This window comes from Nonomuraea sp. KM88 (genome assembly GCF_052245635.1).
GTDB lineage: Bacteria > Actinomycetota > Actinomycetes > Streptosporangiales > Streptosporangiaceae > Nonomuraea.
In genome coordinates this window covers 295698-308189 of sequence record NZ_JBQQCC010000009.1, presented here as the reverse complement: position 1 = coordinate 308189, position 12492 = coordinate 295698, and the positions used below count along the sequence as shown (strand labels likewise).

Below are 12492 nucleotides of genomic sequence, written 5' to 3'. Positions count from 1 at the left end.
ACCGCGCCGTGCAAGGCCATGATCTCATCCCATACTTCAGTTGACATATCGGACTTGCAAAATGCAAGCTTACTGTTCGCAGAGGTTGCGGGCGGCAAATGGACCTGTCATGTGCCGACATGACCCCACAGAATGGAGAACCTCATGTCCTTCCAGGCGTATCTGGACAACATCGAAGGCAAGACCGGGCTGACGCCTCGGGAGTTCATCGCCCTGGCGAAGGGGCGCGGTTTCGACGACCCGTCCGTTAAGGCCGGTGCGATCATCGACTGGCTCAAGGAGGACTACGGCCTCGGACGTGGACACGCGATGGCCCTGGTGCACGTGATCAAGAAGGGTCCGCAGATCGACGCCAAACACGTCGGCAGCTCGGGCTCCCATCGCGACGAGTCCGACACGCTGTGGCTCGACGGCAAGGACAACCGGCCCTGACCAGCCAGCCCCTGACCAGCCGGCCAACCTGAAGAAGGACTGGATCGCACGAGAGTCTGGTCGAAGGACGGCAGGGTCACGTGACCTTCTCTCGCGGCGCCCTCGGGCCAGATGACGGTCACGGGGAAATCGCGAGCAATTGTCATGAAGGCTGGGCGGCAGGGGCGCAGAGCTCGCGGTATGCCTCGCGCAGTTCGGCGGCCACGGGTGCGCGTCTTGTTTCCAAACCTCTGACCACCTCGGCTGCCCGCCAGTAGTTGGACGGAACGAGGAGTCCGCTGGTCATCGCGGTGAGAGTCAGGTGCCCAGCCTCGTCAGGCTGGTCGGCGGCCAGGAGCGCGAGCGCCAGGTCGAGCCGCGCGGCCACCGCCCTGCGCGGCCGTGGCGGGCCGTCTGTCGTCGACTCCAGCCGGGCGAGCACTCCTCGGGAGTACGGCTCGGCCGATGGATCGCCGAGCCAGCACAAGGTGGTCGCGATATAGGCGTCGGACTTGGCGGGGTCGTACCGGAAGTGGTGTTCGGGCCGGTCTGGGACATGCAGAGGCGCGACGAGCCGCATCACCCGGTTCAGCGTCTCGTGGGTCTCCCGGGCCTCGCCGAGGCGTGCACAAGCCCGGCCCTCCTGCGCGGTCGCCTGGATGTACGCCGAACTGCCGCTGGGCGCGACTCGTTGCGCTGCCTGGGCAAAGGTCAGGGCTCGACCGAAGTCGCCTTCTGTGAGGACCTGCCACGCCTCCGTCTCCAGACACCAGGCGGCGATCTCGCGATGCTCTGTTTCCTTGGCGAGCTGGGCAGCCGTCCGAAGCCGCGCGGCGGCGGCCGGAAACCAGCGCAGGTCGATGAGGCAGGTCGCGGCGAGGAGAGAGAGCCAGCCGCCGGCCACCAGGAGCTGCCGATGCTCGGTGAGCGTTTTCTTGGAGTCCAGAAGTTGGGAGACGTAGTAGAGGTGACGGCGCACCCGCACCAGCAACTCGCGGGGCGGAGTCTCGGGGTAGGCCACGGCCAGGTCATCGACCGCCAGTTCCAGCCGTTCGAGTGTCTCCCGCCCGACCTCGGTGGCGGCGGCGCGGCGAGCCAGTTCCAAAGCGTCCCACTCGTCGTCACCGGCGAACCCGAGGTTTCCGGGGCTGTGCTCGAACAGCTCGTCCTCGGTGAGGTCGAAGGCGCGGGCGTACAGGAGGCGGTAGGGGTCGTCGGGCTGGTTGTGCCCGGCCTCGTATGCCTTGATCCGGCGGACGATGCTCTCCCGAGAAGGAAGCCGGGCTCGTACGTCGTCGTCGGCGGCCTCGACCAGGCGTCGGGCCATGTCCTTCTGGCTCCAGAACCGATTGCGCCGCTCGGCGCGCAGCCGTACGGCCCATGCCGGAAGTTCGGTCACCATCGTGAGCACCTCGCTGTCAGACCTTGGGGACGTTCTGACCGCCCTTAGTGTCCCCCGATCACACCTGTGATCAAAGAATTACTCGCTGTTGTAATCGGAGGTGACGTGATCGAAGCCGGGGTCCGTAGGCGCTGGAACCGCCGTACGGACCCCTTGATCAGGATGGTGGTCCTGACCCATGACACACGATAGGGCTGTGGCCGTCGCAAGTCCGGTGTTCGCCGGGTGGCGCATCATGCGCAGCGACGCCGGGCGGTTCTGGGCGACCCGCGAGCGACCGTTCCCCCGGGCCGTCGAGGACGCGGGCGCGCACCGGACGGTTGACGCCGACGACCTGGTGGGTTGTGCCAGGCCATCGCGGACCAGGAGGGCATCGCCGAGCGGAAGTGCCGGATCGTACGGACAACGCGGTGACCGCGTTCGCCGTCGTTCTCGCTCCGCCTGATGTTCTCACGGACGAGGACTGCCCGGGGATTTCACCGCATCCGGCCGTGCCGCGCTCCGGGTGTACGGCGCTGCGGTGGATCGAGCAGGGTCTCGGGCCCGGCCAGGTCGTCGCGTACACCTGCTCTTGCCAGATGACCGCCTACGAGCTGGTCGCCTGCGGCGGCGTCTACCAGATCCGCCGCCGGACCCTTCCCCGCCGGGGCGTGCCGCCCGTGTCCTGGACGGCTGAGTGGTGGCGCCGTGGGGAAGCGCAAGAGTGGTGGCGCCGTCTGCTCGCCGGCCAGGCCCGATGAGCCGCCATCCGAACACGTCTTTCGTATACTCACCGTAAGAGCTCAGTGCCTTTGCGCTACTCAAGCTACGGGCGGATATCGATCACACTCGCCGCCATGTCGACCATCGATGCAGCTCGTGGGACATCTAGTACTACCTGGCAATATGGACATATCTTCGAGCGGCATGGGCATCTGCAGTACCATAAGACACGCATTCGAACATTTGTTTGGAGAGTAGGATGCGGATCACTGAAGAGCAGTCACGACTGCTCGCGATATGCATGGTCAAAGGCGTTAGCTGGTACCTCATCGCGCGAGAGGCTCAACGTCCCAACGGCTTGGCGCGCCTGTGGTCGGGCGACATCATCGAGTCCTCCCCTGAGGCGACCAAAGCCAGAGCCCTCATCGCCAACAGCGCCCAGGAGCTCAATCGTTACGTCGACTCTGCCGTCAAGCAGGCCGAACTCGCGGCCGACAGCGGGGCTCGACTCGTCACTGTCCTGGACAAGGAGTACCCCGCCACCCTCCGGTTGATCTTCAATCTCCCACCGTTCCTGTTCGTCCGGGGCGAGCTGCGCGAAGAGGACCTGCGCAGCGTGGCCGTCGTCGGCACCCGCCAGGCGAGCGATGATGGACTACGCCGGGCACGCCGGATGTCCGCCCTGCTCACCGAACGTCAGGTCACCGTCGTGTCCGGCCTCGCCCGAGGCGTTGACACCGCGGCGCATACTGCGGCGCTCGATACCGGCGGCAGGACGATCGCGGTCGTGGGGACAGGCATCCTGCGCTGCTACCCGGCCGAGAACCGCGCCCTGGCCGACCGGATCGCCGAGAACGGGGCCGTGGTCTCCCAGTTCTGGCCGGAAGCCAACGGCGCGACCTATACCTTTCCCCGCCGCAATGTCACCATGTCCGGCATCGCGCAAGGCACGGTGGTGATCGAAGCCGCGAGCACGTCCGGGGCGAAGATGCAGGCGCGGCTGGCGCTGGAGCATGGCAAAAGGGTGTTCCTGCTACGTAGCCTCACCGAGGCTCAACCGTGGGCACAGGAGTATGTCAAGACGCGCGGGGCGCTCATGGTGGAGGACGTGGACGATGTCGTGAAGAGCCTGTCCAGCCCGGATCGCATCCAAGCGGTCAACGAGTCCCGCGCTCAACTGACCCTCGACTTCGAAGATCTGAACCTGGAGGAGCCGTCGCCCGGGGCGCTGTGGTGACCAAACCAGGGCGGTTGGCCTACGGCGACGGCCCACCCCCCGCCGGGTTCGGCAGTTGCGGCGAATGCCCCTACTTGCAAGCGGGGCACGTCCGCATCTGCCACGAGTGCGCATCGGAGAGCTTGCAGCCGCCGAACGAACCCAACTGCCGGATCTGCCGCCAAGCGTTGCGGAGTGGCGAGCTCACCTGCTCCAACAGGCTCTGCAGCGACCCACAACGTGCTTTCGAGTGGACGGCCGTCGTCGGGGTCAAGGCCGGCACCCTGGAGCAGGGGGTTCTCCGACTGAAGCGCGGGGCATACGGCTGGGGGATGATCTTCGCACGGATCATCTTGGGCCACCTCTACACCCACCCCGAACTCGTCGACGAGGTGGACGCCATCATCCCGATGCCCGCCTATCTTGGGCCACACCAGGCACGCAAAGGCAATGATCACACTGGGTACGTTATCGAACGGGCGATCCTCGAAGACGATGAGAATCTCCCATTCGTGCTAGATCCGCCGCTCATCGAGAAGACGCGAGCCACTCCCCGAATGCGAGACACGACCTCGCTTATCGAGCGTCAGATCGCGGCGCATGAGCTGTACGCCGCGCTACATGTGCCGGACCCGGCCCGCGTGCGAGGCCGACGCGTCATGGTCTACGACGACGTCTTCACCGCCGGCAGTAGCCTCAACGCGGTGGCCATGCGGCTCAAGGCGAGCGGCGCGGTGAACGTGTACGGGCTCACTCTGGCTCGCGCTCAGTGGCGCTGAACGCCGGCGAAGCCGCGGGGAGAGCGGCCGGCCCGCCCCGCCGGTCGGGGGGTCGAGCCCGGCCGGCGGGGCCACGGGTGGCCTGGCGTACGCCCAGGGGTTCAGGCCGCCGGCCCGTAGGTCCCGCCCGCACGCCCCCTTCCGGGCGGGACGACAGGCGATCACATCGGCGGGATTGTCGGTGGCGAAGGATACGGTCAATCAGTGGAACTCTCCCCCCAACAGGTGCTCGGCCTGCGGATGTCCAGCCTGCTGCTCCGAGCGTCGCCCGGCGGTGCCGGCCGGGCGACGGGCGTGGCCGAGGTGGTGACCTGGCTCGGGGCGATGCAGGCGCAAGACCTGGCCAGCGGCTTGTGGTCGTTCGGTGTGCGACTGCCCGGATGCACCGCCGCCGACGTCACCGCCGCGCTGGAGCGGCGTGAGGCGCTGCGCACGTGGCCGATGCGCGGCACCATCCATTTCGTTCCGTCCCGCGACGCCCGCTGGATGCTCGAAGTGATGGGCGTCAGGGTGCTGAGCGGTGCGGCGAGGCGGCGCGAGCAACTCGGTCTGTCGGAGGAGACCGCCGTTCAGGCCATGGAGGCGCTGGGCGCGGCCCTGGCCGGCGGCGGGCGGCTGAGCCGGTCGGAGTGCCTGGCCGTGCTGGCCGGCAAGGGCATCGACACCAGTGGCCAGCGCGGCTACCACCTGCTGTGGTACGCCAGCCAGCGGGGCCTGCTGTGCATCGCCCCCAACATCGGCAACGAGCAGAGCTTCGTGCTGCTCGACGAATGGGTTCCCGACCCGCACCGGCCGGAGCGCGACGAGGCGCTGGGCACCATCGCCCTGCGTTACTTCCGCGGCCGCGGGCCGGCCACCCGGCACGACTTCGCGGGCTGGACCGGCCTGACCGCGGCCGACGCCAAACGCGGCATCGCCGTGGCCGGAGACGCGCTGGCCAGGGTTACCGTCCACGGGGTGGAGACGCACCTCGACGCCGCGCTCCTCGACACCGCCCCTCTCCCAGCCGGAGACGACGAGGTGCTCGCGCTGCCCGGGTTCGACGAATACCTGCTGGGCTACAAAGACCGCTCACTCATGGTCGCCGACGAGCACAAGGCAGCCATCATTCCCGGGAACAACGGGGTCTTCCAGTCCACGGTGGTACGCGCCGGCCGGGTCGTGGCCACCTGGAAACGCACCCTCACGAAGAGCCGGGTGCGGATCGCCGTGCAGCCGCTCGTACCACTCCACAGAAGCGAACGGGCGGAGGTTGAGCGGGCGTTCGAGCAGTACACGCGGTTCGTGGAACGCACCCCGGAGGTGCGCTGGCCGTGACCCGGCGTTACGCCGACGGGGTGGCCAAGGGCCTTCAGGCCTGGCCGCTGATCTTTTCCAGTTCGGCGACGTCCTCATCGCTGAGCGCGAGTCCGGCGCCGATGGCGTTCTCCCGCAGGTGCCGCACGGAGGAGGTCCCCGGGATCAGCAGGATGTTCGGCGAGCGCTGCAGCAGCCACGCCAGCGCGACGGAGATCGGTGTGGCGTTCAGTCGGGCCGCCACTGCGGAAAGCGCCTCGGACTGGAGCGGGCTGAAGCCGCCGAGCGGGAAGAAGGGTACGTACGCGACCTTTTCGGCGGCGAGCCGGTCGATGAGCTCGTCGTCGTGGCGGAAGGCGAGGTTGTACATGTTCTGCACGCTCACGATCGGCGCGATCGCCTGGGCTTTGGCGACCTGTTCCGCTGTCGCGTTGCTCACGCCGAGGTGCCGGATCAGGCCCTGCTGCCGCAGCTCGACGAGCGTTTCGAAGGCGCGGGAAAGCGATCCCGTCTGGGGTCCCTCGGCGTTGCCGAGGCGCAGGTGGACCAGGTCCAGCGTGTCGAGCCCGAGGCCGTCGAGGTTCGCGTCGATCGCGCGGCGCAGCTGGTCGGGCTCACGAGCCGGCGGCCATCCGCCCTGCTTGTCACGGGTCGCGCCGACCTTCGTGACCACGTGCAGCGAGCCGGGGTACGGGTGCAGCGCTTCGCGGATGAGTTCGTTGGTGACGCGGGGGCCGTAGGCGTCGGCGGTGTCGATGTGGGTGATGCCGAGGTCGACGGCCTCGCGGAGGACGGCGAGGGCCTCGTCGCGATCCGCGGGCGGGCCCATCACCCCGGGCCCGGCGAGCTGCATGGCGCCGTAGCCGAATCGGGTGACGGTCAGGTCGCCCAGGGTCCAGGTGCTGCCGGGTAGGGAGTCAGAGGTCGTGCTCACGTTCTGGCCTTTCGTAGGAGGGGGAGACGCTCGCCGTCCGGGCGCTTCCCGGCACCACATGGTGCTGGTGAGGAGACGACGCCGTCCAAGACCGGTTCGATCAGGCCTGATACCCCACCGGTATCCTGCGTTGGTGGACGGGCTGGAAACTCGCGAACTGCGGTATTTCGTAGCGGTGGCCGAAGAGCTGCACTTCGGCCGTGCCGCGGAGCGCCTGAACATGGCCCAGCCGCCGCTGTCCCGCGCCATCCAGCAGCTGGAGCGCCGCCTGGGGGTCGTGCTGCTGGACCGGGGCCGCGGGGGTGTCTCGCTCACCACCGCAGGTGAGACCATGCTGGTGGAAGCCCGAGCCGCACTCGATGCCGTCGCCGCAGCCGTACGCCGCACCCGCCGCGCCGCATCGGCGTAGTCCTCCCTGGTGCTCACCACGAAGGCAGGCGCCTCCCACGAGTTGCTGAAAGAGCTTCTCGACTCCTACGCCGCACGGCCCGGCGCCGTGGACATCGACGTGGTGTTGTGCGAGATCGGTGAGCAGCGGAAACTCCTGCGCGACGGTCGTGCCGACGTGGCGATCATGCACGCTCCTTTCGACGTGATGACCGGCCTCGACAGCGCTGAGATCCTGACGGAAGGCCAGGTCGCCATCGTGCCGGCGTCGCATCCGCTCGCCCGGCGCTCCAGCCTGACCATGGCCGAGGTCAGCGATGTCCCCGACCTGCCGATCGCCCGCTGGCCGCGCCATGACGACACCTATCCGCCCGGCCCAGGACCCGAGGTCCACAGCCAGAGCCAGCTGGCCCAACTCGTCGCTCTCGGGCGAATGCTCCTGGTCATTCCCGCGTCCAGCCGCGCCTGGCAGTGGCCGGAGCACGCCGCGGTCCCCGTTCTCGACGCCCCTCCGGTCACGACCCTGCTCGCCTGGCCCGCCGGGGTGCGATCCACGGCACTGGCCGAACTCGTGGAAACGGCCGGACGCCTGAAAGAGGGCGGCAGAGCGCACCCTTGACAACCTTTGCCAGGTTCCGGGCACAGGTTCCGGGCACTGTGGGCCGCTGGGCTCGATCTCGCGTGACCCTCCCACGCAAGCCGAAGGCGGTGGCCCGCGCCACCGCCTTCGACTCGCGAGGACCAGGTCCGCGCCACCACCCTCGACGTACGGGAACTATGCCTGCGCGCCGACCGGCTCGGGCGCGGCCTGCGGCGTCGCGGGGGAGGCGGGCGCCCGGCGGGAGGGCTTGGTACGGGGGAACAGCACGACCGTGGCCAGGATGGTGGCTGCGGTGATCCACCAGGCGGTGGCCAGGCCCAGGTGCATCGCGACCCAGCCCAGGCCCGCCGCCGCCACGGCGCCGCCGGCCTGCAGGAGCAGCGAGTCGACCGACAGGAGCGTGGTGCGCTCCGCCGAGGTGGCACGCCGGTGCAGCATCTCGCCGCGGAGCAGTTCGCTGATGCCGCACCCCAGGTAGAGGGTGACGTAGCCGAGCCCGGCGAGCACGATGCCCAGGGTGCCGCCGAGCGGGGTGGAGGCGGCGAGGATCGACAGGGCCGCCGCGGTGACGCAGGTGCCGATGACGGCTCCCCGTCGCGAGCCGCGCGCCACCCGGGCTGCCAGGGGGGCCAGCGCGCTGCCGAGGGCGCTGCCCGCGTAGCCGATGGCGCCGACCACGGCGTAGATCATGCCCGCGCTCTCCGGCTGCCCGGTGAGGTCCTGCAGCCGGCTCGGGGTGAAGATCTCGATGGAGGTGAGCACGACTCCCACGCCCCCCGCGACGAGCAGCAGCCTGGTGATGGCGCGCTCGCGCAGCCCGCTGCGCAGGCCGCCGGTGATCGCGACCGGCACGCCGCGCAGCACGTGTGCGAACGAGGCGCGGCGGCGCGGCGGCTCGGGCATGGCCACGAGGGTGACGACGAACTGCACGGCGGCGGCCGCGGCGGCCAGCAGCATGGGCACCGACAGCGGGACGAGCGGGCCGAACGACCAGGACGAGGGCAGCGCCAGCGGAACGATGCCGCCGACGAGCGTGCCGCCGCACAGCGCGATGGATGACATGGACGCGCCGCGGGCCAGGCCGGGCTTGAGGTTGGCGTCGGGGCCGTCGATGGTGTGCATGGTGTCGACGTACCACGCCTGGGCGGGACCGCTGGCCAGGGCGCGGGAGACCGCCTTGAGCACGAAGGCGACGGCGAAGAGCCCGAAGCCGGTGGCCAGGCCCATCAGGAGCAGGCTCGCCAGGGCGAAGACGGCGGAGGCCGCGATCGTCGTGCGGCGGCCGATGACGTCGGCCAGCCCGCCGGTGGGCAACTCCAGGGAGACGACCGCGATGGAGTGGATCGCCATGACGAGGCCGACGGTGGCGACGTCCATGCCGCGCTGGAGCATCAGCAGGACCATGGGCGCTCCCATCAGGCCGGCAGGCAGCCAGGCGAGGAAGCTGATGAGGGCGTAGCGGCCGGCTGCGGCGCGGGCGGTGAGGGGCGCTGTGGTGGCTGAGTCCGCTGTCATGTCTTCACGATAGATTCGCAAAGACATTTTTGCAAATACAATTTTGCGATCTTGGCACGAAGAAGGGCGGACCGTGGTGGTCCGCCCTTCTACCTGCGGGTTCAGCCGATGCTAGTCCCAGGGCGTGTCGTCGTTGGCGGGGGTGGGGCCGTCCCAGGGGGTGTCGTTGGTGGGGGTGGGCTGGTCCCAGGGGGTGTCGGTGGTGGGGGTGGGTCCGTCCCAGGGGGTGTCGGCGTAGGCGATGGCGGTGGCGGGGCCGAGCAGGGTGGCGAGGGAGATCGTGGCGGTGATGACGATCTTCTTGATCTGCATGGCGGGGACCCCTTCACCTGGGCTTTCGGCTGGTTGCTGCGATGCCTCAGAAGGTATGGAAGGAGTCATTCGCGGCCCTATCGCGCGGCTTATCGCCGCCGGGCGGTTCCCGTGATAGCGCCACGATGGGGCCATGATGGCCAACTTCCCAACATAAGAGGCATGAGTCCTATCGCCGTGGGCGCGTCGCCGGCAGAGGGAGGCCAAGGATGGAGATGAGGACGAGAGACGACGAACCGCCGAGACCGCCGGCGTGGGACGCGCTGGAGCACGCGTGGCAGCCCGCGTCCACGGGCGCGAGCCGGTTCGCCGAGGTGGCCGGCGATCCCGGACTCGGCAAGTCCCATCTGCTCGGCCTGCTGGCCGAACACGTGCGCTCCCATGGCGGGACCGCGGTGCTGGCCAGCGCGCGATCCGTCCCGCGCGGCCCGTACGCGCTGCTGCAGGACGCCTGCGAGTGCCTCGGTGAGGACCTCGGCCTGGACGAGTGCGACCCCCACGACCCCCACGCCGTCGGCAGGCTCATGCGCGACCGGCTCGGACAGCGCGCCGGCGGCGGACCCCTGCTGGTCGTCCTGGACGACGCGCACGCCGCCGACGAGGCATCGCTGCGCGCTCTGTGCTTCCTGACCAGGCACCGTCCCTCCGGCCCGCTGCTCGTCTGCGTCTCCTATCGGCCGCGACAGGCGCCCGCGCTGCTCGCCTCGGTGCTGGCCGGCCTGGACCGCGAGGACACCCGCCTCTCCCTCGCGCCCGCCTGCGACGCGACCGCGGCCCGCCTCCTTCGCGCCGACGCCGACGACGTACGGGTCAGGCCCGTCAACCGATTCTGCGAGGGCAACCCGCTGTATCTCGCGGCGCTGGCCAAGGGACGTGGACTCGATCTCGTCCCGCCGGGCGGAGACTGGCGGCAGCCCCTCCTGCCGCCGGGCGTCGCCGCCGAGCTGACCCGCGACCTGGCGGAGCTCGGTGCGACGGCGCAACTCGTCGCGCGTGCCGCCGCCGTGGCCGGCGAGCGCTTCAACCTCGGGCTGGTCACGGCCATCTGCGGCATCGACGGCGAACGCGTCCTGCTGGGGCTGGACGAGCTGGTCAGCGCGGACGTGGTACGCCACTCGGAGCGGAACTACGCCTTCCGCCACCCGCTGACCTGGAAGGCGACGCTGGAGACCACCGGGCACGCCTGGCGGATCACCGCGCACCGGCGCGCGCTGGACGCGCTCAAGGCCCGTGGGGCTCCGGCCCAGGAGTACGCCGCACACCTGGAATGGGCCGCCGGCGAGGACGGGCCGTCGTTGTCGCGGGAGTTCGCCGCCGCGGGCCGCGCCGTGCTTCCGGTACGCCCCGCGCTCGCGGCCCACTGGCTCGACCTGGCCGTCCAGCACGCCCCCGGCCAGGGCCCCGGCCTTCTGCTCGACCGGGCCGCCGCGACCCTCGATGCCGGCCACCTCCGCCGGGCCTACCGGCTCTCCCTGGAGGCGTCCGACACCTCGCTCGAGGCCGGCTCGCCGGACCGGGTGCGGGCGTTGCGGATGGCGGCGTACGCGGGCCGCCTGCTCGGGCGGACGGCCGAGGCGGGAGCGCTGCTGTTCGAGGCGCTGGACGTCGCCGAGGAGCCGGGAGATCGGGCCGAGACGGCGCTGTGGCTGGCGATCACGCAGCTCTCGGACGTGGAGCCCGGGCTCGACCTCTGCCGGCTGCGGCAGCAGCTCGGCCACCTCGCCGCGCACGGTTGCCGGGTCACCCGCGCCCTCTGCTCGGCCGTGCACGCCGTGTGCGAGGCCCTCATGGGCGAGGGCGGCACGTCGAACGATCTGCGTACCGCGATCCGGCTGGTCGACCAGACGCCGGACGCCGAGCTCGCCGGCCGGCTCGATCTGGTCGCCTGGCTGTGCTGGGCGGAGCTGCGCCTGGAGCGGCACGCGGACGCGCTGCGCCACAGCCGCAGGGCCGCCGCTCTCGCTCGCGCCGCCGGCCGTGCCGTGCCGCTCGGCCTGCTGCTCACGGTGGCGGGAAGCGCGGCGGGGTACCTGAGCCGTCCGGCCGAGTCGGCCGCGGCGCTGGACGAGGCGGTGGCCGTACTGGCCGGCGAGGATCACGCCTACCTGCGGGCGCACGCGTTGATCGAGCGGTCGGCGACCGCGCGGCGGGGCGGTGACCTGCCGGCCGCGGCACGCTGGGCCGGGCGCGCGCTGGCCGCGACGCCCGACCGGCTGGCGGCCGCGCACCTGTCCGCCGCACGCCTGGGCGCGGGGGAGGCGCCGGAGCGGGACGCGGGGGAGTTCCTCCGGCACGCAGGCGGCCCGCGGCTGTCCGCGCTGCCGGCGCTGTACCGGGCGGACTTCTACCTGGCCGTGATCACGGCGGGCAGGGCGCTGGGGCTGACCGACCAGCTCGCGCACTGGGGAGAGCTCCTGGAGAAGGAGGCGGACGCGACGGGGCTGGCCGGGCGGATCGGCCTCAGCATGGTCGCCTCGGCGACGGCGCTGCTGGCCGCAGGTCAGCCGGCCAAGGCCGCGGCCAAAGCGGCGGCGGCGGCCGACCTGATGGACCGGGAGGGGGCCTCCGGCTCGGCCGCGCACGTCCGCGCCCTGGCCGAGTCGGTACGCGGCCAGGCGGAGGAGCGTTCCCGTACGCCCGACGGCACCACGATGGACCTGCTCACCTGCCGCGAGCTGGAGATCGCCGAGCTCGTCAGCAGCGGCGTCACCAACGGCCAGGTGGCCCGCCGCCTGGGCGTGAGCGAGAAAACCGTGGAAGGGCACCTGTCCCGCGTCTACAGAAAACTGCACATTCCCTCGCGCGCCGCCCTGGCGACATTGTTCACCCGGTCGCATTTCGGCGACCCGGCCATTGATCAGGGGAATTCCCTGACCCGGCAGGACGAGGGGATTCCCCGGCTGTTGCCGGGCTGAATACCCGGAGAACCTGGTCTCA

General features: G+C 70.4%; 12 protein-coding genes. 8 read left to right on the top strand and 4 right to left on the bottom strand.

Going from position 1 to position 12492, the window contains the following annotated elements:
- The first annotated feature begins 144 nt into the window (after nucleotides 1–144).
- Nucleotides 145–432: a DUF4287 domain-containing protein gene (locus ACTWPV_RS26955; RefSeq protein WP_347643540.1), complete on the top strand. Its 288-nt coding sequence runs from the start codon at nucleotides 145–147 to the stop codon at nucleotides 430–432.
- A 142-nt stretch (nucleotides 433–574) separates the two neighbouring features.
- Here ACTWPV_RS26955 and ACTWPV_RS26950 read toward each other — a convergent pair whose 3' ends face one another.
- Nucleotides 575–1813, bottom strand: coding sequence for a helix-turn-helix transcriptional regulator (locus ACTWPV_RS26950; protein WP_443153907.1), 1239 nt, complete (start codon nucleotides 1811–1813; stop codon nucleotides 575–577).
- 386 nt (nucleotides 1814–2199) lie between these two features.
- Between ACTWPV_RS26950 and ACTWPV_RS26945 the strand changes: the two genes are divergently transcribed.
- From ACTWPV_RS26945 to ACTWPV_RS26930, 4 genes are all read left to right on the top strand, one after another.
- Entirely contained in the window at nucleotides 2200–2553 is a 354-nt protein-coding gene (locus tag ACTWPV_RS26945) for a hypothetical protein (RefSeq protein ID WP_443153906.1), read from the top strand.
- A gap of 221 nt (nucleotides 2554–2774) precedes the next feature.
- The gene (gene dprA / locus ACTWPV_RS26940) at nucleotides 2775–3752 is read left to right on the top strand and encodes a DNA-processing protein DprA (RefSeq protein ID WP_347643545.1); all 978 of its coding nucleotides are present in this window, start codon (nucleotides 2775–2777) and stop codon (nucleotides 3750–3752) included.
- Entirely contained in the window at nucleotides 3749–4510 is a 762-nt protein-coding gene (locus tag ACTWPV_RS26935) for a hypothetical protein (RefSeq protein WP_443153905.1), read from the top strand. Before dprA ends, ACTWPV_RS26935 begins: the two co-directional genes overlap by 4 nt.
- A gap of 204 nt (nucleotides 4511–4714) precedes the next feature.
- A complete protein-coding gene (locus tag ACTWPV_RS26930; protein ID WP_443153904.1) occupies nucleotides 4715–5827 on the top strand; it encodes a winged helix DNA-binding domain-containing protein in 1113 nt (370 codons plus the stop codon).
- Between the two features lie 34 nt (nucleotides 5828–5861).
- Here the strand turns inward: ACTWPV_RS26930 and ACTWPV_RS26925 are convergent, their stop codons facing one another.
- A complete protein-coding gene (locus tag ACTWPV_RS26925; RefSeq protein WP_443153903.1) occupies nucleotides 5862–6740 on the bottom strand; it encodes an oxidoreductase in 879 nt (292 codons plus the stop codon).
- Nucleotides 6741–6873: 133 nt separating this feature from the next.
- On the opposite strand from ACTWPV_RS26925, the gene ACTWPV_RS26920 reads away from it, so the two are divergent.
- Both ACTWPV_RS26920 and ACTWPV_RS26915 read left to right on the top strand, forming a co-directional pair.
- Nucleotides 6874–7149: a LysR family transcriptional regulator gene (locus ACTWPV_RS26920; protein ID WP_443153902.1), complete on the top strand. Its 276-nt coding sequence runs from the start codon at nucleotides 6874–6876 to the stop codon at nucleotides 7147–7149.
- Nucleotides 7150–7158: 9 nt separating this feature from the next.
- Nucleotides 7159–7746 (top strand): LysR substrate-binding domain-containing protein, encoded by a 588-nt coding sequence (locus ACTWPV_RS26915; RefSeq protein ID WP_443153901.1) that lies wholly within the window; start codon nucleotides 7159–7161, stop codon nucleotides 7744–7746.
- Nucleotides 7747–7902: 156 nt separating this feature from the next.
- Here the strand turns inward: ACTWPV_RS26915 and ACTWPV_RS26910 are convergent, their stop codons facing one another.
- Entirely contained in the window at nucleotides 7903–9243 is a 1341-nt protein-coding gene (locus tag ACTWPV_RS26910) for an MFS transporter (RefSeq protein WP_347643550.1), read from the bottom strand.
- A gap of 111 nt (nucleotides 9244–9354) precedes the next feature.
- Nucleotides 9355–9555: a hypothetical protein gene (locus ACTWPV_RS26905; RefSeq protein WP_443153890.1), complete on the bottom strand. Its 201-nt coding sequence runs from the start codon at nucleotides 9553–9555 to the stop codon at nucleotides 9355–9357.
- A gap of 215 nt (nucleotides 9556–9770) precedes the next feature.
- Between ACTWPV_RS26905 and ACTWPV_RS26900 the strand changes: the two genes are divergently transcribed.
- Entirely contained in the window at nucleotides 9771–12470 is a 2700-nt protein-coding gene (locus ACTWPV_RS26900; RefSeq protein ID WP_443153900.1) for an AAA family ATPase, read from the top strand.
- The last annotated feature ends 22 nt before the right edge of the window (nucleotides 12471–12492 follow it).

Excerpts from the sequence above, each read along its gene's own strand:
- ACTWPV_RS26955 (WP_347643540.1), top strand. The coding sequence starts at position 145 with ATGTCCTTCCAGGCGTATCTGGACAACATCGAAGGCAAGACCGGGCTG.
- ACTWPV_RS26950 (WP_443153907.1), bottom strand. The coding sequence starts at position 1,813 with ATGGTGACCGAACTTCCGGCATGGGCCGTACGGCTGCGCGCCGAGCGG.
- dprA (WP_347643545.1), top strand. The coding sequence starts at position 2,775 with ATGCGGATCACTGAAGAGCAGTCACGACTGCTCGCGATATGCATGGTC.
- ACTWPV_RS26910 (WP_347643550.1), bottom strand. The coding sequence starts at position 9,243 with ATGACAGCGGACTCAGCCACCACAGCGCCCCTCACCGCCCGCGCCGCA.
- ACTWPV_RS26905 (WP_443153890.1), bottom strand. The coding sequence starts at position 9,555 with ATGCAGATCAAGAAGATCGTCATCACCGCCACGATCTCCCTCGCCACC.
- ACTWPV_RS26900 (WP_443153900.1), top strand. The coding sequence starts at position 9,771 with ATGAGGACGAGAGACGACGAACCGCCGAGACCGCCGGCGTGGGACGCG.